Below are 21,779 nucleotides of genomic sequence, written 5' to 3' on the forward strand. Positions count from 1 at the left end.
GAAGATATCGACTGATGCTCCGCTATCGGGAGCAAGCCCCCTCCCACATGTTTGACCGCGTTTCAGCTTTTAAGGGCGTTTGCGTTCTACAGCGCGCAGCAGATGCGTGGGCGGCGTCTCGCAACTGATCTTGCGCCCCAGCAGCGTCTCGATCGACGGCAACTGATACGAGTCATCTTCCCCGGCAAAGCTGATCGACACGCCCGCAGCCCCGGCACGCCCGGTACGGCCAATGCGGTGTACGTAGTCGTCCGGCACTTCCGGCAGGGTGAAGTTGATCACGTGGCTGATGCCGTCGATGTGAATGCCGCGCCCGGCCACGTCGGTGGCCACCAGCACGCGGATCTTGCCTTCGCGGAAACCTTCCAGGGTCTTGATGCGCTTGTGCTGCGGCACATCGCCCGACAGTTGCGCGGCGTTGACGCCATCGCGCACCAGGCGTTCTTCGATGCGGCGCACTTCGTCCTTGCGGTTGGCGAAGACCATCACGCGTTCCCAACCGTTGTCGTTGATCAGGTTGTAGAGCAGCTTGTACTTGTCGGCACCGGCCACGGCATAGATGTGCTGCTCGACGTTTTCGCTGGCGACGTTCAGTGCCTCGATCTCGACGATGGACGGCTCGGTGGTCCATTGCTTGGCGAGGTTCATCACGTCTTCGGTGAAGGTCGCGGAGAACAGCAGCGTCTGGCGTTCGTTTTTCGGTGGGGTCTGGCGGATGATCTGGCGCACCTGCGGGATAAAGCCCATGTCGAGCATGCGGTCGGCTTCGTCCAGCACCATCACTTCGACCATGTCCAGGTGCACGTCGCCGCGCTGGTTGAAGTCCAGCAGGCGGCCCGGCGTGGCGACGAGGATGTCGCAGTGGCGGGCTTCGAGGTGCTTGAGCTGTTTGTCGAAGTCCATGCCGCCGACGAACGTCATCACGTTGAGGCCGGTGTACTTGGTCAGGTCGGCGGCGTCCTTGGCGATCTGCACCACCAGTTCGCGGGTGGGGGCGATGATCAGCGCGCGCGGTTCGCCCATGTAGCGTTCTTTGGGCGGCGGCGTTTGCAGCAGTTGGGTGATGATCGAGATCAGGAACGCGGCGGTCTTGCCGGTGCCGGTCTGGGCGCGGCCAATGGCGTCTTTGCCGGCCAGGGTGAAGCCCAGCACTTGCGCCTGGATCGGTGTGCAGTACGGGAAGCCCAGGTCCTGGATGGCGTGCATCAGTTCCGGGGCCAGGTTGAAGTCGTGGAAGCGGGTCTTGCCTTCCTGGGGCTCGACGACGAAGTCTTCGAGTTTCCACGGGATGACGACCGGCTTCGGGGCGTGCTCGCGGCGAGGCTTTGGCGCGGCTGGCGCGGCAGCGACTTCGACCGGTTTTGTCTGTTCAGGCGCGGTCACTTTCGGCTGGGCAGCAGGTGCCGTCCGGGCGGGCTGCTTACCGTCGTTGCGGCTGCCGGTTGGCGGGACGGGAGCACTGGGAACAGGCGCGAGCGGCTCAGCCTCGCTTTTGCCGAACATCTTCTTGAGTGCTTTGAGCACGGTCATCTCATTAATTGGTTAAGGAATGTACGCCGGCCAGTGTAATGCAAGAATCGGGCGCGGCGTAGTGCGTCTGTCATACAACTACATAAACGCGCAGGTCAGCGCAGGCGCTCGGCCAGCCAAGTGCCGATATCGCGTATCTCTTCGGGTAACACTTCGTGTCCCATTGGGTATTCCTGCCATGTCACGGTGACACTACGGGTCTGCAAATGCTCATAGGCGCTGCGGCCCATGGCGTTCTGTACCACTTCGTCGTACTGGCCGTGCAGGCACAGGGCAGGGATGCGTTGCTGGCTGGCGGATAATTCCAGGTCATCGTCGAAGGTCGGCGCGTAAGTGGAGAGGGCGATCACGCCACCCAGCGGGCCTTGCCACTTTTTAAACGCTGTGTGGAAAACCACTGCGCCACCCTGGGAAAAACCTGCCAGGAAAACACGCGAAGCGTCTATCCCGGTTCTCTTCTGCGCCTCGATCAAATCCGTGACCCTGTCGGTCGACGCTTCCAGTTCCTCCAGGCTGATCGAACGGGCCGGGCTCATGGCCTTGATGTCGTACCAGCTCGGCATCTCGTAGCCACCGTTGATCGTCACCGGGCGGCTGGGCGCCTGGGGCAAAACGAAGCGGGTGGTCAGCAACGTTTGCTGCAGCATTTCGGCCACCGGCAGGAAATCGTAGCGATCGGCGCCCAGGCCATGCAGCCAGATAACGCAGGCATCTGCAGGCTTGGCGGGCTCTAGAATCAAGGGTTCGGTCATGTTTGCTCCATAGATGTGCAGGCGCTCCGATTGGGTGCGTCGCAACGGTGCGCGACAGGTTGATCTGTTAAGAGAATGTCGCAAGGCTGAATCTTTTGCCATTGAACAGGGCACTCAACGACTCAGCCAGTACTCTGGTACGAGCCTTGCTATGTGTAGGTCGATGTCAGAACTCTCCTAGGGCGGTAACACTATCAGTGACTGCCGCTTGTAGGAAAGCACCTGGAATTACCGCAAAGATCTCATGCTGCTCGACCCCAAAAAAAGCCAACACGGGTCGATATCGCCTCATAAGGGTGCGCTGAGGTTGGAGCTCCGACACAACAAGAGCAACTGGAGGTTTGAATGAAGGTATTGAAATCCACCCTGGCCATCGTGACCGCGGCCGCTGTATTGGGTGTCAGTGGTTTTGCCCAGGCTGGCGCCACCCTGGACGCCGTGCAGAAGAAAGGCTTTGTACAGTGTGGCGTGAGTGACGGCCTGCCGGGTTTCTCGGTGCCGGATGCCAGCGGCAAGATCCTCGGGATCGACGCTGACGTGTGCCGCGCCGTAGCCGCCGCCGTTTTCGGTGACGCGACCAAGGTCAAGTTCAGCCAGTTGAACGCCAAGGAGCGTTTCACCGCGCTGCAGTCCGGCGAAGTCGACATCCTGTCGCGCAACACCACCATGACCAGCTCCCGCGATGCGGGTATGGGCCTGAAATTCCCGGGCTTCATCACCTACTATGACGGCATCGGCTTTCTGGTAAACAACAAGCTGGGCGTGAAAAGTGCCAAGGAGCTGGACGGTGCAACCATCTGCATCCAGGCCGGTACCACCACCGAGCTGAACGTTTCCGACTACTTCCGTGGCAATAACCTCAAGTACACCCCGATCACCTTCGACACCTCCGATGAAAGCGCCAAGTCGCTGGAATCCGGGCGTTGCGACGTGCTGACCTCCGACAAGTCCCAACTGTTCGCCCAGCGCAGCAAGTTGGCCGCGCCGAAGGACTACGTGGTGTTGCCGGAAACCATTTCCAAGGAGCCCCTGGGCCCGGTCGTGCGTAACGGCGACGACGAGTGGCTGGCCATCGTACGCTGGGTGGGCTACGCCATGCTCAACGCTGAAGAAGCCGGTATCACCTCCAAAAACGTCGAAGCTGAAGCCAAGTCCACCAAGAACCCGGACGTCGCTCGTCTGCTCGGTGCTGACGGCGAATACGGCAAAGACCTGAAAGTGAAGAAAGACTGGGTCGTACAGATCGTCAAGCAAGTCGGTAACTACGGCGAAGTGTTCGAGCGCAACCTGGGCAAGAGCACCCCGCTGGAAATCGACCGTGGCCTGAACGCGCTGTGGAACAACGGCGGCATTCAATACGCACCGCCTGTGCGCTGATCGCTGATGGTTCTGTCACCCGGTGGGCCAACCGCCGGGTGATGTTCTGTTCCATTCTTTTCGGGGCACTTCATGCAAAATCAAATCGGCGCACCCAAGCAGAAGCTCAGCTTCAGCGATCCCAAAGTGCGTGCGTGGCTCTTCCAGATCATCACGATTGTGGCGGTGGTCTCGCTGGGCTGGTACCTCTTCAACAATACCCAGACCAATCTGCAGCACCGGGGCATTACCTCGGGTTTCGACTTTCTTGAGCGCAGTGCCGGCTTCGGCATCGCGCAGCACCTGATCGATTACACCGAGTCGGACAGTTATGCCCGGGTGTTTGTGATCGGTTTGCTCAACACCTTGCTGGTGACCGTGATCGGTGTGGTCCTGGCGACCCTGCTCGGCTTCATCATCGGCGTGGCGCGACTGTCGCCGAACTGGATGATCAACAAGCTGGCAACCGTGTATGTGGAAGTGTTCCGCAACATTCCGCCGCTGCTGCAAATCCTGTTCTGGTATTTCGCGGTGTTCCTGACCATGCCGGGGCCGCGTAACAGCCACAATTTCGGCGACACCTTCTTTGTCAGCAGCCGTGGCCTGAACATGCCGGCAGCGCTTGCAGCCGACGGTTTCTGGCCGTTTGTGGTCAGTGGGGTGGTGGCGATTGTCGCAATCGTGCTGATGGCTCGCTGGGCCAACAAGCGCTTTGAAGCGACCGGCGTACCGTTCCACAAATTCTGGGCGGGCCTGGCGCTGATCATCGTGATCCCGGCGTTGTGCGCCTTGATCTTCGGTGCACCGCTGCACTGGGAAATGCCTAAGCTGCAGGGCTTCAACTTTGTCGGCGGCTGGGTACTCATCCCCGAACTGCTGGCACTGACCCTGGCACTGACCGTTTATACGGCAGCGTTTATCGCCGAGATCGTGCGTTCGGGCATCAAGTCCGTCAGCCACGGCCAGACCGAAGCCGCGCGTTCCCTGGGCCTGCGCCCTGGGCCAACGCTGCGCAAGGTCATCATCCCGCAGGCCCTGCGGGTGATCATTCCGCCGCTGACCAGCCAATACCTGAACCTGGCGAAAAACTCCTCGCTGGCGGCCGGTATCGGTTACCCGGAAATGGTTTCGCTGTTTGCCGGCACGGTACTCAACCAGACCGGTCAGGCCATCGAAGTCATTGCCATCACCATGAGCGTGTACCTGGCGATCAGCATCAGCATTTCCCTGCTGATGAACTGGTACAACAAGCGCATTGCGCTGATCGAGCGGTGAGGAAACGCCCATGAGTTCACATACGTTCAAACCTGATATGCCGCCGCCGAACAAAGTCTTCGGGCCGATGGCATGGATGCGCGCCAACCTGTTCTCCAGCTGGCTCAACACGCTGCTGACGTTGCTGGCGTTCTACCTGATCTACCTGGTAGTGCCGCCGATTCTCAGCTGGGCGATCATCGATGCCAACTGGGTTGGCACCACGCGTGCCGATTGCACCAAGGAAGGCGCCTGCTGGGTATTCATCCAACAGCGCTTCGGCCAGTTCATGTACGGCTACTACCCTGGCGACCTGCGCTGGCGCGTAGACCTCACCGTATGGCTGGCGATTGTTGGCGTGGCACCCTTGTTCATCTCGCGTTTTCAACGCAAGGCGGTCTATGGCCTGAGCTTTCTGGTGCTGTACCCGATCATCGCGTTCCTCCTGCTGCACGGCGGCGCGTTCGGGCTGACCAACGTGGCCACCAGCCAATGGGGCGGCTTGATGCTGACCCTGGTCATCGCCACCGTGGGCATTGCCGGCGCGTTGCCGCTGGGCATCATGCTGGCGTTGGGGCGGCGTTCGAACATGCCGGCGATTCGAGTGGTCTGCGTGACCTTCATCGAGTTCTGGCGCGGCGTGCCGTTGATCACCGTGCTGTTCATGTCCTCGGTGATGCTGCCGCTGTTCCTGCCTGAAGGCATGGGCATCGACAAGCTGCTGCGCGCATTGATCGGCGTGATCCTGTTCCAGTCGGCCTATGTGGCGGAAGTGGTGCGCGGCGGGTTGCAGGCGATTCCCAAAGGTCAGTACGAAGCGGCCGCAGCAATGGGGCTAGGTTACTGGCGCAGCATGGGCCTGGTGATTTTGCCGCAAGCCCTGAAGATGGTGATCCCCGGCATCGTCAACACCTTCATCGCGTTGTTCAAGGACACCAGCCTGGTGATCATCATCGGCCTGTTCGACCTGCTCAACAGCGTCAAGCAAGCCGCCGCCGACCCGAAATGGTTGGGCATGGCCACCGAAGGCTACGTGTTCGCCGCCCTGGTGTTCTGGATTTTCTGTTTTGGTATGTCGCGCTATTCCATTCATTTGGAACACAAGCTCGACACAGGCCACAAGCGTTAGGAGTTGTTGTTATGAGCGAAGCGATCAAACAGCCTGTGAGCCCTGAAGGCATTATCCAGATGCAGGGCGTCAACAAGTGGTACGGCCAGTTCCACGTGTTGAAAGACATCAACCTCAACGTCAAGCAGGGCGAGCGTATTGTGCTGTGCGGCCCGTCGGGTTCGGGCAAGTCCACTACCATCCGCTGTCTCAACCGCCTGGAAGAGCACCAGCAGGGCCGCATCGTTGTCGACGGTGTCGAGCTGACCAACGACCTCAAGCAGATCGAAGCGATCCGCCGTGAAGTCGGCATGGTGTTCCAGCACTTCAACCTGTTCCCGCACCTGACCATCCTGCAGAACTGCACGCTGGCGCCGATGTGGGTACGCAAGATGCCCAAGCGCAAGGCCGAGGAAATTGCCATGCACTATCTGGAACGCGTGCGCATTCCGGAGCAGGCCCACAAGTTTCCGGGGCAGCTTTCAGGTGGCCAGCAACAGCGCGTGGCGATTGCCCGCGCGCTGTGCATGAAGCCCAAAATCATGCTGTTCGACGAGCCGACCTCGGCACTCGACCCGGAAATGGTCAAGGAGGTGTTGGACACCATGATCGGCCTGGCCGAAGACGGTATGACCATGTTGTGCGTCACCCATGAGATGGGTTTTGCGCGCACCGTGGCCAACCGCGTGATCTTCATGGACAAGGGCGAGATCGTGGAGCAGGCGGCGCCGAATGACTTCTTCGACAATCCGCAGAATGATCGGACCAAGTTGTTCCTGAGTCAGATTTTGCATTGATCGATGGGTGAAAAATAAACCCGGCCTGGTGCCGGGTTTATTTTTGCCTGTTGGTTTTATGCGCAGGATTGAGGCGCAAATGGTTGTTCGTCTTTTGCCATGCGCAATCGATTCAGGTCTTCGCCTGTATCAAGGGCCTGTATCTCGGCCAGCAGGTGCAGCTTTCGGCGGATTCTTTTCATTTCTGCGGCGATGATTGCCCTGGCATCAATTGACAGTTGGTCGCTGGCATCGGCATAACGTTCTGCGCTGTCATCGTCGTAATCGAATTCCACCTCCTTGCACACCTGACGCGTTGCCTTTGTAGGCAGCTGCGAATAGCCTGTGGAAATTCATCCCATGATTGGCCGTACTGCAGGCGATTTGCAGGCACTGCGCTCGGCAAGATCCGCAACGCGCCAAATCCCTCTGCCGGCAGTTGATCAATGAACCCTGAAACTCAACGCAAGACTGAACTTGAAGAGCTGCTGATTGACGCCGAGGCCGACGACGAGGTTGTGCAACACGCGCAACCGAGCGTGGCTCGACCCTGGTTGCTGTTGCTCGGCCTGGTCCTGGTGGCGCTGAACCTGCGCCCGGCGTTGTCGAGCCTGTCGCCGCTGCTGGCTGAAGTCTCCAGCAGCCTGGGCTTGTCGGCCGCCAAGGCCGGCTTGTTGACCACCTTGCCGGTGCTGTGCCTGGGCCTCTTCGCGCCGACCGCGCCGATGCTGGCGCGACGTTTTGGCGCCGAGCGCGTGGTGTTGGGCATTCTGTTGACCCTGGCCGCCGGGATCATTTTGCGCAGTTCGTTCGGCGAAGTGGGCCTGTTCGTCGGCAGCCTGATTGCCGGTGCGAGCATCGGCATTATCGGCGTGCTGTTGCCGGGCATCGTCAAGCGTGATTTCGCCAGGCAGGCCGGGACCATGACCGGGGTCTACACCATGGCGTTGTGCCTGGGCGCCGCGATGGCAGCGGGCGCTACTGTGCCGTTGAGCCACTATTTTGGTGACAATTGGAACATGGGCCTGGGCTTCTGGATGCTGCCGGCGCTGGCGGCGGCGTTGGTCTGGTTGCCGCAGGTCGGCCAACAGCATGGCACCCACCGCGTTGCCTATCGCGTAAAGGGTTTGCTGCGCGACCCATTGGCCTGGCAGGTCACGCTCTACATGGGCCTGCAATCGTCGCTGGCCTACATTGTGTTCGGCTGGTTGCCGTCGATCCTGATCGGTCGCGGCTTGAGTGCCACGGAGGCCGGGCTGGCATTATCCGGCTCGATTATCGTGCAACTGCTCAGCTCGCTTGCCGCCCCCTGGCTCGCCACCCGCGGCAAGGATCAGCGCCTGGCAATCGTGGTGGTGATGCTGCTGACCCTGGGCGGTTTGTTCGGTTGTCTCTACGCCCCGCTGGATGGCTTATGGGGTTGGGCGATTGTGCTGGGCCTGGGGCAGGGCGGTACCTTCAGCCTGGCGCTGACCTTGATCGTGTTGCGTTCGCGCGATTCCCACGTTGCAGCCAACCTGTCGAGCATGGCCCAGGGCATCGGTTACACCCTGGCGTCTCTCGGCCCTTTCGCGGTCGGCCTGGTGCATGACTGGACCGGCGGCTGGACGGCCATCGGCTGGATCTTCGCCGTGATCGGCCTGGGCGCCATCGTCGCCGGCCTCGGGGCCGGGCGTGCGCGCTACGTGCACGTCACCAGCGAGCAAGTCTAGAGGTACACCACTTCCAGCGTGGCCGATCCATCGAGCGCGGTCTCCACGCTCAAGTCCAGGTTCTGCCGGGCATTGATCACGGTCTGCACCGTGACGATGCCGGCCAGGCTATCGATGGCCGTAGGCCCGCTGACGCTGCCCTCGATGGCGGTAAAGCCCAGGTAGCTCCTGGAGCCGATATCAATGGGGTTGAGATTGGAGGTGCGCCACGCCAGGCCACCGGTGGTGGATTCGGTGCCATAGACCTGCGCAGTGTTGCCGGCCTGGGTTTGCCTGGGGTCGAAGGTCATGGAGTAAACCCCCAGGCGATTGCCGCTGTTATCGAACCCCAGCCCGTAATATATCTCGCTGTTGACCATGGCTGAACCGTCACGGTTGTCGCGCATGCGCAAGGCATAGCGGACGGGGCCATTGCAGGCGATGCCCATATGCAGCGTCTTCAGTGGCAGGCGCGTGCCAGTTTCCAGGTTCAGGTCCTGCTGGGCGATCTTGCCGTAGTCGATCAGGCCACCGCTGGAAAGCTGCGGTACGCAGGCGGCGGGAGTGATCAGGCCGTGCACGCTCAGGTCCACAGTCGAGGCGGCCAGCACCGAGGGGGCGCTGACCAGTAGCAACAGGCTGGAAAAGAGGCGGGTTTTCATGGGACGAACTCCTCACAGTGAAGGCTCAGGGATAGACGATTTCGAGCGTGCCGGAACCGTTGATACGCACGACATCGCTCAGGTCCAAGGTTTGCATGGGCGCCAGGTAAGTCTTGATGCGCATCGTGCCGGTCAGGGTTTGCAGGGCCACTGGCCCGGTGATGACGCCGGTTTTATCGGTAAAACCCATGATGCTGTTGGCGGCCATGGGGATTTGCCGCGCGGTGGAACTGCTCCACGCCACGCCATTGCTGGTGGAGTCGGTGCGGTACAACGTGGGGAAGGTATCGGCGCTGAACTCCGCCGGATCGAGGGTGAGGTAAAAGCGCCCGATCTTGCCACGGCTCGCATCCAGGTCCAGGCCATAGGCGGTTTCATCGGTGCCGCCGGTGGCCGAACCTTCGCGGTTGTCCTTCATGCGCAGGGCGAAGCGGATCGGCGCGTCGCACGTCACGTTCAGGCGCAGGGTGCGGGTGGGCAAGGGGGTTTCAGTGCTGGTGTTGAGGTCTTTGGCATACAAAGTGCCGTAGTCCACCACACCCTGGTCGGATAACGTTGGCAGGCAGGCGATGGGGGCGAAGTGCGCCCGCAGTGTCAGTTCCCGGTAGCGGCCGTGGCGTGCGCCGTACAGCAGGCCGGAGACTTCCCAGGTGGTGGCATCGCGCACTTGAGTGGCGGCAGGGTCAGCCCAGGCGCGCAGGGTCAATTGCAGCGCCAGGGTTTTTCCCATGAGCACAGCACCCTGTTCGACCGGCGCGATGCCATGACCGGGTCGCCATTGCACGACGCTGCCATTGGCGGCGGGTGCCTGACCCACGGCGGGCAGCAAACCCAGCTCCACCGCCCTGCCATCGAGCAGGGCGTTACCGACCTCAATGGCATAGCTGCCGTGCTCGGTAAACTGCAGGCGCTGTGGGCTGGCGGCCTGCGCACGGTAGAACAGGCTGAGGTCCTCGGCCTGCGGGCAGTTGACGGTCACACTCAGGCGGCGTTCGCCGAGCAGGCGCAGCGGTGCGCTGTCTTTTTGTGCCAGGCGGCTCATCAGGCCGAAGTCCAGCACCGGTTCGCTGACGTTCAGTTGGCATTCGTCCACGGCCTGGGCAGTGCCGGCGACGCCGATCAACAGCCACAGGCACAGTTGACGCAAGCAGGTTGCAAAGGGCATGGCGGGAATCCTCAAGGTGCGTGACAGCGTGCGGGGGCCGTTTCGAAGTACACCGAGGGGTCGGCTTTTTCCGGCAGTGAATAGCGCAATTGGCAACGGCGCCCTTGGGGCGTGGTTATCCACAGTGTCGATGGGGCGAGCACATTGGGCAGGAACACTTGGCTGCTTTCCTGCACCAGGGTGATGAACTCGCCGTTAGCGTTGCTGACGGAGGCGCCTGCGGGCAGCGGTGTGCCCTGCTCTGTGCTGACGGTGAGCAACAGGCGGCGGGTCAGGCCGACGCCGAATTCGACGCGTTCCACGGCACCGCGTCCGGCCGAGATCATTGCCAGGCCGTTATTGATATCGGCGTTGCGTGGCAATGAACGCGTCTGCACCTCCACCGGGCTGCGACCGTAGGCAGCCACTTGCGGCACCACGGCCTGGCCTTGCCAGTCGGTCCACACCGGGCCGCTGGGGGTGCTGAGCTTGATGCCGCTCATGGCGTCCACCGACACCAGGGCGAAGGTGTCACGCACCGGGTAGGGGGAAAAGGTCACGCCGCCGCCGTGCAGCACCACGCCGCCGCGCGCACTGCCCTGGTAGCTGGAACGCTCGGCATCGGAGCGGCTGTAGCTCACGTCGAGCTGGCTGTAGCGCGGCAATGCCGACACGCCCAGGGTGGTTTCCACTTGATGGTCGCTGCTGTCGTGTTCGGCGCTGACGCGATAGCTGAGTTGGTCGTCGATCTGTTCCGTGACGCCCAGGCCGGTGCGGTTCTCGCCGCCGGAATTACGCACCCAACTGCGTAGCCGGCGACTCTCGCCCAACGGCACGCCGATAGTCAGGTAAACCGTGTTGTCCTGCTGCTGGCGACCGCCCATTTGCCACTCGGCACTGGCTGACAACGACACTGCGCCGAGGCTTGTGCCCCAGGAGGCCAGCGCACGGCTGCTGCTGTCGCCGGCAAAATTGGCCGAGCGCGACACCCCGGCGCTGAATGCACCCAATTGTGGATGGGACCAGCCCAGGTTGAGGCTTTGCTGGTCGCGGTAGCGCGAATCGCGGTTGCTGTCGTCGCGCGCGTAAGTGCTTTCCTCGAGTTCGCGGTAGCCGATGCTGCGCCACGAATTGGCCACGCTGATCGACCATTGCTCACCCAGGCGCTGGGACCAGGAAAGGTCGGTCTGCAGGCCGGACACCTTTTCCCGTGCCTGGGCGTTGGACAGTTGAGTGGACAACTGAATCTGACTGTCCACCCAGGGCAACCAGCCCAGGCTCGCGCCCACCGAACGGTATTCACTGGCCGCCAGCATGCCCGTGCCCAGGGTCAACTGCGGATGCAGGGCGCCGGTCCAGCCGCCACTGATTACCCACGGATCGTCGCCTTTGGCATCGCCCACATTGCGCACCCGGCCCGCCGCCACGGAGTAACCCGGCGCTGGCAGCCCGAGCCCGAGCATCGCCGCTGGCACGGTAAAACGCCGCTCGCCGCCGACGCTCTCCTTGACCGTGACTTCGACGTCCGAGCGCGTGTTCAAGCGACGTACATCGGTGAGGGTAAAGGGCCCGGCAGGCACGACGGTGGAATGAATCAACGCGCCGTTCTGGCGCACCTCCACCTGGGCCGGGCTGTTGGCGATGCCCTGGATCAGCGCGCCCTGGCCCTGTTCTTGAAGGGCGTGCTCGGTGAGCACCTGCACGCCGGTGATCTGCGCGCCGGACAGCACCGGGTTGTACAGGTTGATTTGCCCGGCCTGGAGCACCGCCTGGTGGCTGGCAAAGGTGCGCTGGGCATAGGCTTGCACGTGGGTGCTGCGTGACAGGCCATCCTGCCAGGTCTGCACCTGGCGACTGCGCACGATCCAGTCGCCGGCATTGAACCCCACCTCGGTATTGGCCGAGCCAAAGCGACTGGCGTCATCGCCGAAGCGGTTGTAGAAGCCGCTGAGGTCGTAGTTGAGCAGTCCGGCAAACCCACCGGTTTCGTAGCCGGAGATATCCTGTTGCATGGGACGCAGGGCTTCGGTGGGCACCACCAGCGACACCGTCAGCGTTGCCGGGTCCGGCTCCACCAGGGTTTGCGGATAGTGGGCAAGGAAATCCTCGCACCCGGCCGCGTCATCGGCACTCATCAGGTGGGCGGCGTCCAACAAGGTGCGGTCGAAGCACAGATTGCCCTGCTGATCGAAATTCACCGCCAACCGGCCACGGCGCTGGCCGTTGACGCGCAGATTGACGGTATGTTGCCCGGCCGCGTAGCGCGGTGCGGCCAGCAACAGTCTGGCCAACTGCGGATCGATGCCACGTTGATGCAAGGTCTGTGCATCGAAGCCGGACGGGCTCGAATCCTCGGCGCACACCTTGGCGGGCAGGAGCGCACACAGCAGCAGCACCAGCGGCAGGGCCGCGCTGGCAGAGGGATCGGGCACGGCTTCGCCGTCACGGTAACTCAATACTGTTTTCACGCAAGGTACTCGAGTGGTGAACGCCCGGGGCTTGTGGTCCAGGCGTTCTGGTGACGCTCAATGAGCTGTCACTGCGTTACTCAGGCGGCGGTGGGTTATGCCGCCTGGGTGTTCCGTCAGAAACTGATCGGTGCGTCGTAGGCCTTGACCGCAAAGCCGTACACGGTGGCCGGTTGCAGCCTTACCGTCCGGGCCTGGCTACCGCTGGCCGGGACGCTCAAGGCTTCGCCCGGCAGTACGTAAGTGCGCGGCAGTATGGCCTTGCCGTCGCCCGGCAGCAGTTGCAGCTCCTGCGCCAGCCGCACCACATACGGCGTGTCGTTGCGCACCTGCAACTGGCAGTCGCGCAGTGTCCAGGTCAGGTCGGTCCAGGGGGTGCGATTGGGTGCCAGGCCCTTGGGGTGCACGATCACCGGCAGGTTCTGGCGCACGGTCACGCCCACGCGGGCATGCCCGGCGGCGGTGGCTGCGCGGCCCTGGGGCATGCCTTCGAACACCGCGCGTTTAAGCCGTTGGGTGAGCAGTGGCTGCTGGTTTTGCAAAATGAAACGCACCAGTTGGGATTTGGACGCTTCGACCCGTGACAGCGGCGGCGTCACCACCAGCAGCGGTTCGGTGTCCTCCGGAATATCCTGCAAGGTGACATGCAGCAGGGCGAGCTGGCTGTCGGTGTTGGTCACCGACACGGACGCTTCGCCGTCTTCTTCATGCACGATCACCACGGAGGTGTCCGGGACCATGCCGTCGGCCTTTACCTGATTGCCGAGCACGAGTAACAAGGCAATGAGGCCCACAGCGGTGTTTGAGAATGTCGTCGTCATGACGGGTTTCCATTAGGCCGAAAAGGAGGATCGATCAGAGGTAGCGCAGGTCCAGAACGATGGCTCCGTCGAGCGGGACTTCCTGGTCCAGGGTCAGGTAACGCGAGAAGTTGATGGCGGTGCTCACTTGAAGCTGGACGATCAACTGGCTGATGAAGTCGGGTTGACGGTCACCTGTCGGTGCAAAGGCCATATGGGTACGCGGGTAGGCATTGGGCTCTTGCGACCAGGTTTCGCCGTTGTCGGTGGAGGCCAATACCTGCATGGGCTGCGCATCGCCCACCGCATTGCGATAGGCCAGCGCCACCGAGCCCAGGCGCTCTTCGGGGACGTGGATGTTCCTGCCGAGCCCGTAGAAATAATCGGGAGCCGACGACGAGTCGGCGCGATTATCGATGCCCACCAGCGCAAACAGCATGGGCCTGGCGCACTGCACGCGCAGTTCGAGCGTCTGGATCGGCAGCACGGTGAACTCGTCGGCATTGAGGCTGTGGGAAGCAATCTTGCCGTGATCGACGGTGCCGTCATGGCTCAGCACGATATTGCAGGCATCCGGGGTTACCCGGCCGGTGACCGTCAGATCGACGACCGAAGCCCCGTGGGCACCGGTCATCGTGGCCAGGCAAAGCCCGGTGATGAAGATGCGCATCCATCTACAGTGCACGGGCAACGTAAGGCGCAGCCCATGCCTGCCGGTGGTCAAAGGATGGGCGGCCATGGGTTAGAGGTACTTCACTTCAAGGGTGGCCGAGCCATCGATGGTTACCTCATTGCTGAGGTCCAAGCCGTCTGCGGGGTTGATGATAGTGAGCACTTCCAGATCGACGCTCAGGTCTTTGATCGGCAGCGGCTGGGTGTCGTCGCTCATCGATGCCGCCGCCATGTACATGCTCGGCTCCCAGAATTTCTCGGCGTACCAGGTTTTACCCTGGTCCGTCGATGCGATGGGTTGAGCGGTCACGCCGTCGGCAACCATGCCGCGCCAGGTAAGGGAGAAGTGGCCCAGCTTCTGGGTTTCGTTGATAAAGCCCAGGCCGAAGTCCGTGGTCAGACCCGAGGCAGCGCGGTTATCGATGGGGTGCAGAGCGAACTGGATCGGCGCGTCACAGTTGACGCTCATCGACAGGGTATGCAAGCCGATCGCCGTTGCCCTGTCCGGGTGCAAATCCTTGGCGGAAATCTTGCCATGGTCGATCACGCCACCGCCAGACAGGCTCGGCGTACAGGCGCTGGGCACGATCAGGCCCTTGACGGTCAGGTCCACGCTGGACGCGGCGAAGGTGGTGGCCGAGTTAAGCAGCAGCACGCTGGCGGCCAGGGCGGTCAATCGGGTTTTCATCGGGGGAGCTCCTTAGAGGTAATTGACTTGCACAGTGGCGTGGCCGTCGATGGGCACTTCGTCGGTCAGCGTAAGGTTGCTGGCGGGGGCGATGTGGGTGATCAGGCGTATTTCGGCGTCCAGCGCCTGCACCGCAATCGGCGCCAGGCCGTCGTTGTCGGCGACCGCCGTCAACAGGGTATGGCTGAGCATCACCGAGGGCATCCAGGTCACGCCGCCATCCCTGGAGGTGATGGTGCGTACCGGCACGCCATCGGCCACTGGCAGATACAGGCCGAGCCCGGCATCGCCGACTTTTTCATCGTTGGGTGTCACGCCCAGGCCATGCCAGGTGAAGTGGCTGGCGGCGGTGCCCGCGCGGTTGTCGATGGTGTTCAGGGTAAAAATGGTCGGCCCTTCACAACGCACGCTCAACAGCATGGTTTCTCTGGGCAGATCGGTGTAGGTGTCGGTATTGAGGTCCTTGACCGATACCTTGCCAAAATCGATGGTGCCGCCACCTGAGACTACGGGTGCGCAGGCGCTGGGGGTAATGCTCCCCTTGACGCTCAGGTCCTGGCTGCTGGCGGCCAAGACCGGGCCGGCGCCAATCAGCAACAATGTCGCGGTAAGGGCAGTGAGGGGGCTAACCATGAGTCACATCCTGTGGGGTTGGGGGTTACAGGTACTTCACTTCAAAGGTCGCGGAGCCGTCGATGGCCACTTCGCTGGTCAAGGTCAGGTCTTTTGCAGGCGCAATGGAGCCGTATAGGGTGATGTCCATCGTTGCGTCTTTGACCGGGTGCGGCGCCCAACCGTTATCGCCACGACTGCCCAGTGCGACAAACTCACCTGGCCCAATACCATCGTCCGGATAAATGTTTATCCACTTACCGTCGTTGTTGTACATCGCCAGCAGGGTGGACGGTGTTTCGGCGATGGGGTTGTTGAACGTGAAACTGTACTGGCCAAGTTTCTGGTTGTCGTTGATCAAACCCAGGCCGAAGGCATAGCTATAGATGGAAGAGCCTGCTCGGTTGTCGATAAGGTCGATGGCGAACAGCGTTGCCGCGTCGCAATTCACACTCAGTTGCAGCGTCTTGCGTTCAAGCTGTGTGGGGGTGTCGAGATTCAGATCTTTTGCCGCGATCTTTCCAAAATCGACATCGCCCGGCAGGCTGGCTGCACAGGCGCTGGGGGTGATCAAACCCGTGACGCTCAGGTCGACGCTGCTGGCGGCGAACACCGAGGAGGTCATGGCGAGCAGAAGGGCACTGCTCAACAGGGATACAGGGGTTTTCATTTCAAATCATTCCATTGCAGTCCGGCAGATTGAAACGCGTGCAGGTCAACGCCCGGTCTTGAATGAGCGAGGGGTTGGCTTGGCGGCGGTCTCGATGTTTTTTGCGGTTGCCGGGGAGTGGCAAACCTTCCCTCTTTTTGGGGTGGGCACAATTTAGCGAGCGGGCTGCGAGGGGGAAATACAACTAATACGACATTGGCGAGGCGAGGCCGGCACGCTATTCGGAGCGCTGTTTCGCGGTGCTTTTCGTAGTTGTTGTATCGGCTTGAATGTACTTGAAAGGTTATAGGTTTTGTGTCGATAACCTTCGAAAGAGTATGTCTGGCGCTGCTGCATGACAGGCCGCCCTGGCGACTGCGTCAATGCCGCAAAGGGCTGCCCAATTAACCACCACGAAGAGGTACTGATGGGTTCGCCAGGAGGTTCAACCGCAGGAGCGAACCGCACAGTCAAACCGCCTTTTGCCCCCCCGCCTCATTGGCAGCACCTGAATGTCCTGGTCGTGGAGGATCATTCAGCTTATCGCCTGTTGTTGGGTTGGCTGCTGCAAAAGCTGAGACTCGGCCATCAGTTGGCCGCCGATGGCCTCATGGGGTTGGACGCCTTTACCCATAGGCCCTTCGACCTGGTCATCAGCGATTGCCGGATGCCCCTCATGGACGGTTACAGCATGGCCAGCGCCATTCGCCGGCACGAGCGCAAAAACGGGTTGAAGCGAGTGCCGATCATCGCCTTGACCGCCAATCTGCAAAACGACAGCCCGCAACGTTGCCGCAAGGCCGGTATGGATGCCTGGCTGGTCAAGCCACTGACGCTTGAACAATTGCACGCCGTACTGGTGCGCTGGTTGCCGGGCGATGACGGCCCTCGCACCGGAAAAGAAGCCGCAGTGCCGGTTATGAATTGGCCGACCCGTGCCTCGCTTGTCGCCACGTTTGGCAGCGACGTTATTGTCGACCAATTGCTGGAAAGCCTGCTGGTGGAGGCTTGGGAAGACCTGCGTGTGTTACGTCATGCGCGTGCGACGTTGAACGCATCACTGACCGCCGAGCATTTGCATCGGTTGATCGGCAGCCTGGTGTTCTTGGGGGGTACGGGCCTGGAAACCAGCGCCGTGAGCGTGATCAGGCAGGTCCAGTCCGATGGCGTTGCTGCACATAAGGCGCAGTTGGAAGGGTTCGAGGCACAGCTGTGCACCTATCTCGACTACTTGTCCGACGTTTGAAGAATGCTGATGCAGAGCACTTCATCTATGCACAGATCTTGTTTTGACTGTAGGTGCTTTCCTATTGTGTTGTAGTCCAAAAAGCAGCCGCTACTGAACATTGGGTTCGGCCTCAAGCAGCTCTTTGTTAGCAGTTGTTGATGACCGCAGGCAGAGGTATTTTGCGCGGATTCAAGTTGCCATCATTCGTGGGTGCCTATGCTTCGAGTAATTATTGCTGACGATCACCCCATTGTCCGAGTCGGGCAAAAAGTCGTGATCGAGGCGAATGGCAAGTGCAAGGTGGTCGGTGAAGCTGACGGCCCCGATCAGCTATTAGGCGTGCTGAGTCATACACCGTGCGACGTGCTGGTCACAGACTTCGCCATGCCCGGCGGCCAGCAGGCCGATGGTTATTGCCTGTTGGGCCTGCTGCACCGCCAGTATCCGCACTTGCCGGTGATTCTGGTGACGATGTTCGCCAATGTCGCCACCTTGCGCGCCGCCTTTGCCCATGGTGCGAGAGCGGTGGTCGCCAAAAGCGCGTCGGCCAAGGAGTTGCCCCTGGCGATCAAGGCGATACAGGCCGGACAGACCTTCGTCAGCGAATGCCTGCGCATGCAGCTGGTGGAGGCCGGCACCGGTGACCAGTCCCAGGAACCTCAGCTGTCGGGCAAGGAGCGCGAGGTGGTGCGCATGTTGGCCAGCGGCATGACCGTCAGCCAGATCGCAGCCCAGGTCAACCGCAGCGTCTCCACGATCAGCAAGCAGAAGAGCACGGCCATGCAGCGCTTGAGTATTTCCACCGACGTTGACTTGTTCGCCTACGCCCGCAGTACAGGCATAGCGCCGTAGCCCGCCCATTTGCCTGGCGAATGACAGTAGCCATGGCGGCGTGGGCAGCTTATCGTGCGCCTACTCTTTTGACCCCTGCGGAAGCCTGCCCATGAGTGATGCCCACAACGCCTTGATCAGCCGGTTCTACAGCGCCTTCCAGCGTCTGGATGCCGAAGCCATGGTCGCCTGCTACAGCGATGACGTGGTGTTCAGCGATCCGGCCTTTGGTGAACTGCGAGGCCGTGACGCGGGGGATATGTGGCGGATGCTCACCACACGGGCCAAGGATTTTTCCTTGACCTTCAACCAGGTAAGCAGTGACGAACGCACCGGCAGTGCACACTGGGTGGCCACCTATGTGTTCAGCGCGACCGGCAATACGGTGGTCAATGATATTCAAGCGCGCTTCGTCTTTCGCGATGGCAAGATCTGCGAGCACCACGATCAGTTCGACCTGTGGCGCTGGTCGCGCCAGGCGTTGGGCACCAAGGGCCTGCTGCTGGGGTGGACACCGCTGGTGCGAAACGCCGTGCGCGCCCAGGCGAACAAAGGCTTGAAGGCATTCCAGGCCAGTCGTTGATAAACTGCGCGCCCCTTTGCCTTGCCGAATCCGTCCGTGAGCACGCCTGAACCCAAGCCCTGGTACGTCTACCTGGTGCGCGCCGCCAATGGCGCGCTGTATTGCGGCGTCAGCAACGACCCGGTGCGCCGATTCGCTTCGCACCAAAGCGGCAAGGGTGCGCGGTTTTTCCTGTCCAGCCCGGCCATAGCGCTGGTGTACACCGAGCAATGCGCGAGCAAAGCTGAAGCGTTGCGCCAGGAGCGCTTGATCAAGAAATTGAAGAAGAGCGCCAAGGAGTGCCTGGCGGCGAGTGGCTTATCGGTTTAACGGCGGATACTCGACATTATTTTTCGATTTCGGTGAGGTAAACCCGCGGCCCATCCGTGTAGTGCATGAAACTGCGATCTATTCGCATTAACAGCGCTTTCTACACAGGTTCTCACAGCATGAAGTCTACGGCGGGCGGTTGGGTCAAACAGTGGCTGGGAGCCTCGGTACTGATGGTGTCGGGGTTGGCATTGCTGCCCCTGGCGGTGGCGCAGGCGCAGGAGCAGCAAAGCGCCCAGTTCAATTTTGACCTGGCAGCCAAACCGCTGCCCCAGGCCCTGAGCGATTTCAGCCGGGTGACCGGCATCAGCGTGATCTATACCGATGACGCACCCTATGGGCTCAATGCTCCGGCACTGAGCGGGCCGATGAGTGCGACCCAAGCCCTGCAACGCCTGTTGAGCCACTCCGGCTTCACCTTCCGCCAGATCGACGCCCGCACCCTGGCCCTGGAGCCTGTGCCAACGGACGGCGCGGTCAATCTCGGCGCCACCACCATCAGCGGCGCCAACCTCGCCCAGGACAGCACCAGCTACCAGCCGCCGCCGACCAGCTCAGTGATGCGCTCCCGTGGCCTGCTGCTGGAAACCCCGCAGACCGTCAACGTGGTCCCGGCTCAAGTACTGCGCGATCAACAACCGCGCAATCTGGATGACGCGCTGGGCAATATCAGCGGTATCACCCAGTCCAACACCCTCGGCAGTACCCAGGACGCAGTGATGTTGCGCGGTTTTGGCGACAACCGTAACGGCTCGATCATGAAGGACGGCATGCCGGTGGTGCAGGGCCGTGCGTTGAACGCGACGGCAGAGCGTGTCGAAGTGCTCAAGGGCCCGTCGTCGTTGCTGTATGGCATCCAGGACCCTGGCGGCGTGGTCAATATCGTCAGTAAAAAGCCCGAACTGGTGCAGTCCACCTCCCTGACCGCGCGCGGCTCGACGTTTGGCAGCGGCAAGAACGGCAGCGGCGGTAACCTGGACACCACCGGCCCGCTGGGTGACAGCGGCCTGGCCTATCGCCTGATCGTCGACCATGAAGATGAAGACTACTGGCGCAACTATGGCACCCACCGCGAGACGTTGGTGGCGCCCTCGCTGGCATGGTACGGCGACACCACCCAAGTGGTGTTGGCCTATGAGCACCGCGAATTTCTTTCGCCGTTCGACCGTGGCACCGCCATCGATCCCAAAACCAACCACCCGCTGAACATCCCCGCCACCCGCCGTCTGGATGAGCTGTTCAACAACATGGAGGGCCGCTCGGATCTGTACCGCCTCACCGTCGATCACGATCTGAACGACGACTGGAAAGCTCACGTCGGCTACAGCTGGAACCGCGAAACCTACGATGCCAGCCAGGTACGCGTGGTCAAGGTCAACACCAACGGCACCCTGACCCGCAGCATGGATGGCACCCAGGGCGCGCTGACCACCGACCGCTTCGCCACCGCCAGCCTTGAAGGCAAGGTGGATGTGGCGGGTATGCAGCACGACCTGGTGTTCGGCCTGGACGACGAATACCGCAAAATCTACCGCGCCGACCTGATCCGCCAGACGCCGCGTGGCGCGTTCGACTACAACAACCCGGTGTACGGCAACGAAGTGGCGGGTTCCAAAGTCAGCGCCCCGGACAGCAACCAGACCGACCTGCTGCGCAGCGACTCGCTGTTCTTCCAGGACGCGATCCACCTCAATGACCAGTGGATCCTGGTCGGCGGCGCGCGCTACCAGATGTACGACCAATACGCCGGCAAAGGCGTGCCGTTCACCGCCAACACCGATGGCAACGGCCAGAAATGGGTGCCGCGTGCCGGGCTGGTGTATCGCTACACCGATGAGCTGTCGTTCTATGGCAGTTATACCGAGTCGTTCAAACCCAACTCCACCATCGCGCCGTTGGCCAACAAGACCGTACTGGATGGCAGCCTGGAGCCTGAAGAATCCAAGGCGTGGGAGGTGGGCGCCAAGTTCGACCTGCCGGGGCGCATCACCGCGAGCGCGGCGCTGTTCAACATTGATAAACGCAATGTGCTGGTGCAGGTTGGCGACGGTTTGACCTCGGTCTACAGTGTGGCGGGCAAGGTGCGATCCCGTGGGCTGGAAGTGGATGCCAGCGGTCAGTTGACCGACAAGTGGAGCCTGATCGGCAGTTACGCCTACACCGATGCCGAGGTCACCGAAGACCCGAGCCTCAAAGGCAATCGCCTGCAGAACGTGGCGAAAAGCACCGGCTCGCTGTCGGCGGTGTATGACTTCGGCAGTATCCTGGGCGGTGATCAACTGCGCGTCGGCGCCGGCGCGCGTTATGTCGGTGAGCGGGCAGGGGATGCGGCCAACAGTTTCGAACTGCCGAGTTATACCGTGGCCGATGTATTCGCCAGTTATGACACACGGCTTGACGGACAGAAGGTCAAGTTCCAGCTCAATGTGAAGAACCTGTTTGACCGCACCTACTACACCTCTTCGGTGAACACGCAGTTCGTGTCCATGGGTGATGCACGGCAGGTATCGGTGTCCAGCACCCTGACTTTCTGACGCGGTTCGCTTTGTGTGGGAGGGGGCTTGCCCTGATGCCAGTCAGTTAAGCGAACGAAATGCTTAAAGCAGCGAAGATCAAATGTGGGAGGGGGCTTGCCCCCGATGACGGTGTGTCAGCAAATACTGATG

At 61.4% G+C, this 21,779-nt stretch carries 21 protein-coding genes; 10 read left to right on the top strand and 11 right to left on the bottom strand.

The window, feature by feature from the left end:
• Positions 1–69 precede the first annotated feature (69 nt).
• The gene (rhlB, locus tag PspCFBP13528_RS05075; RefSeq protein ID WP_065951699.1) at positions 70–1,530 is read right to left on the bottom strand and encodes an ATP-dependent RNA helicase RhlB; all 1,461 of its coding nucleotides are present in this window, start codon (positions 1,528–1,530) and stop codon (positions 70–72) included.
• A 95-nt stretch (positions 1,531–1,625) separates the two neighbouring features.
• A complete protein-coding gene (locus PspCFBP13528_RS05080; protein WP_065951700.1) occupies positions 1,626–2,282 on the bottom strand; it encodes an alpha/beta hydrolase in 657 nt (218 codons plus the stop codon).
• Between the two features lie 345 nt (positions 2,283–2,627).
• Here PspCFBP13528_RS05080 and PspCFBP13528_RS05085 point away from each other — a divergent pair, with 345 nt between their 5' ends.
• The 4 genes from PspCFBP13528_RS05085 to PspCFBP13528_RS05100 all read left to right on the top strand — a co-directional run bounded on the left by PspCFBP13528_RS05085 (position 2,628) and on the right by PspCFBP13528_RS05100 (position 6,797).
• Positions 2,628–3,659 (top strand): amino acid ABC transporter substrate-binding protein, encoded by a 1,032-nt coding sequence (locus tag PspCFBP13528_RS05085; protein WP_016978213.1) that lies wholly within the window; start codon positions 2,628–2,630, stop codon positions 3,657–3,659.
• Positions 3,660–3,731: 72 nt separating this feature from the next.
• On the top strand, positions 3,732–4,913 hold the full coding sequence (locus PspCFBP13528_RS05090; RefSeq protein WP_065951701.1) for an amino acid ABC transporter permease: 1,182 nt from the start codon (positions 3,732–3,734) through the stop codon (positions 4,911–4,913).
• Between the two features lie 10 nt (positions 4,914–4,923).
• On the top strand, positions 4,924–6,021 hold the full coding sequence (locus PspCFBP13528_RS05095) for an amino acid ABC transporter permease (protein ID WP_137199740.1): 1,098 nt from the start codon (positions 4,924–4,926) through the stop codon (positions 6,019–6,021).
• Positions 6,022–6,032: 11 nt separating this feature from the next.
• Positions 6,033–6,797 carry an amino acid ABC transporter ATP-binding protein gene (locus tag PspCFBP13528_RS05100; protein WP_003171943.1) on the top strand — a complete coding sequence of 255 codons (765 nt, stop codon included), beginning with the start codon at positions 6,033–6,035 and terminating at the stop codon, positions 6,795–6,797.
• Positions 6,798–6,853: 56 nt separating this feature from the next.
• Here the strand turns inward: PspCFBP13528_RS05100 and PspCFBP13528_RS05105 are convergent, their stop codons facing one another.
• Positions 6,854–7,072: a hypothetical protein gene (locus PspCFBP13528_RS05105; protein ID WP_342671430.1), complete on the bottom strand. Its 219-nt coding sequence runs from the start codon at positions 7,070–7,072 to the stop codon at positions 6,854–6,856.
• A 150-nt stretch (positions 7,073–7,222) separates the two neighbouring features.
• Between PspCFBP13528_RS05105 and PspCFBP13528_RS05110 the strand changes: the two genes are divergently transcribed.
• A complete protein-coding gene (locus tag PspCFBP13528_RS05110; protein WP_065951703.1) occupies positions 7,223–8,488 on the top strand; it encodes a CynX/NimT family MFS transporter in 1,266 nt (421 codons plus the stop codon).
• On the opposite strand, the gene PspCFBP13528_RS05115 is transcribed toward PspCFBP13528_RS05110, so the two are convergent.
• The 8 genes from PspCFBP13528_RS05115 to PspCFBP13528_RS05150 all read right to left on the bottom strand — a co-directional run bounded on the left by PspCFBP13528_RS05115 (position 8,485) and on the right by PspCFBP13528_RS05150 (position 16,183).
• On the bottom strand, positions 8,485–9,129 hold the full coding sequence (locus PspCFBP13528_RS05115) for a DUF1120 domain-containing protein (RefSeq protein WP_065951704.1): 645 nt from the start codon (positions 9,127–9,129) through the stop codon (positions 8,485–8,487). The two genes, PspCFBP13528_RS05110 and PspCFBP13528_RS05115, sit on opposite strands and share 4 nt — an antisense overlap.
• Positions 9,130–9,154: 25 nt before the next feature.
• Complete coding sequence (locus PspCFBP13528_RS05120) at positions 9,155–10,294, bottom strand: DUF1120 domain-containing protein (protein ID WP_065951705.1); 1,140 nt, start codon at positions 10,292–10,294, stop codon at positions 9,155–9,157.
• 11 nt (positions 10,295–10,305) lie between these two features.
• Positions 10,306–12,741 carry a fimbria/pilus outer membrane usher protein gene (locus PspCFBP13528_RS05125; RefSeq protein WP_178084415.1) on the bottom strand — a complete coding sequence of 812 codons (2,436 nt, stop codon included), beginning with the start codon at positions 12,739–12,741 and terminating at the stop codon, positions 10,306–10,308.
• A gap of 116 nt (positions 12,742–12,857) precedes the next feature.
• Positions 12,858–13,562 (bottom strand): fimbria/pilus chaperone family protein, encoded by a 705-nt coding sequence (locus PspCFBP13528_RS05130; protein WP_137199741.1) that lies wholly within the window; start codon positions 13,560–13,562, stop codon positions 12,858–12,860.
• 34 nt (positions 13,563–13,596) lie between these two features.
• Positions 13,597–14,280: a DUF1120 domain-containing protein gene (locus tag PspCFBP13528_RS05135; RefSeq protein ID WP_065951708.1), complete on the bottom strand. Its 684-nt coding sequence runs from the start codon at positions 14,278–14,280 to the stop codon at positions 13,597–13,599.
• 3 nt (positions 14,281–14,283) lie between these two features.
• Positions 14,284–14,901, bottom strand: coding sequence for a DUF1120 domain-containing protein (locus tag PspCFBP13528_RS05140; protein WP_065951709.1), 618 nt, complete (start codon positions 14,899–14,901; stop codon positions 14,284–14,286).
• 12 nt (positions 14,902–14,913) lie between these two features.
• Positions 14,914–15,534, bottom strand: coding sequence for a DUF1120 domain-containing protein (locus PspCFBP13528_RS05145; protein WP_065951710.1), 621 nt, complete (start codon positions 15,532–15,534; stop codon positions 14,914–14,916).
• Between the two features lie 25 nt (positions 15,535–15,559).
• Positions 15,560–16,183, bottom strand: coding sequence for a DUF1120 domain-containing protein (locus PspCFBP13528_RS05150; protein WP_137199742.1), 624 nt, complete (start codon positions 16,181–16,183; stop codon positions 15,560–15,562).
• A 406-nt stretch (positions 16,184–16,589) separates the two neighbouring features.
• On the opposite strand from PspCFBP13528_RS05150, the gene PspCFBP13528_RS05155 reads away from it, so the two are divergent.
• From PspCFBP13528_RS05155 to PspCFBP13528_RS05175, 5 genes are all read left to right on the top strand, one after another.
• Positions 16,590–17,408, top strand: a complete 819-nt coding sequence (locus PspCFBP13528_RS05155; protein ID WP_065951988.1) for a response regulator — start codon at positions 16,590–16,592, stop codon at positions 17,406–17,408.
• Positions 17,409–17,606: 198 nt separating this feature from the next.
• Positions 17,607–18,242 carry a response regulator transcription factor gene (locus PspCFBP13528_RS05160; RefSeq protein ID WP_065951713.1) on the top strand — a complete coding sequence of 212 codons (636 nt, stop codon included), beginning with the start codon at positions 17,607–17,609 and terminating at the stop codon, positions 18,240–18,242.
• 91 nt (positions 18,243–18,333) lie between these two features.
• On the top strand, positions 18,334–18,804 hold the full coding sequence (locus tag PspCFBP13528_RS05165) for a nuclear transport factor 2 family protein (protein WP_065951714.1): 471 nt from the start codon (positions 18,334–18,336) through the stop codon (positions 18,802–18,804).
• Positions 18,805–18,840: 36 nt separating this feature from the next.
• The gene (locus PspCFBP13528_RS05170; RefSeq protein WP_065951715.1) at positions 18,841–19,113 is read left to right on the top strand and encodes a GIY-YIG nuclease family protein; all 273 of its coding nucleotides are present in this window, start codon (positions 18,841–18,843) and stop codon (positions 19,111–19,113) included.
• A gap of 119 nt (positions 19,114–19,232) precedes the next feature.
• On the top strand, positions 19,233–21,647 hold the full coding sequence (locus PspCFBP13528_RS05175; protein ID WP_137199743.1) for a TonB-dependent receptor: 2,415 nt from the start codon (positions 19,233–19,235) through the stop codon (positions 21,645–21,647).
• Positions 21,648–21,779: the final 132 nt, after the last annotated feature.

Source organism: Pseudomonas sp. CFBP13528, assembly GCF_005233615.1.
Taxonomy (GTDB): domain Bacteria; phylum Pseudomonadota; class Gammaproteobacteria; order Pseudomonadales; family Pseudomonadaceae; genus Aquipseudomonas; species Aquipseudomonas fluorescens_AM.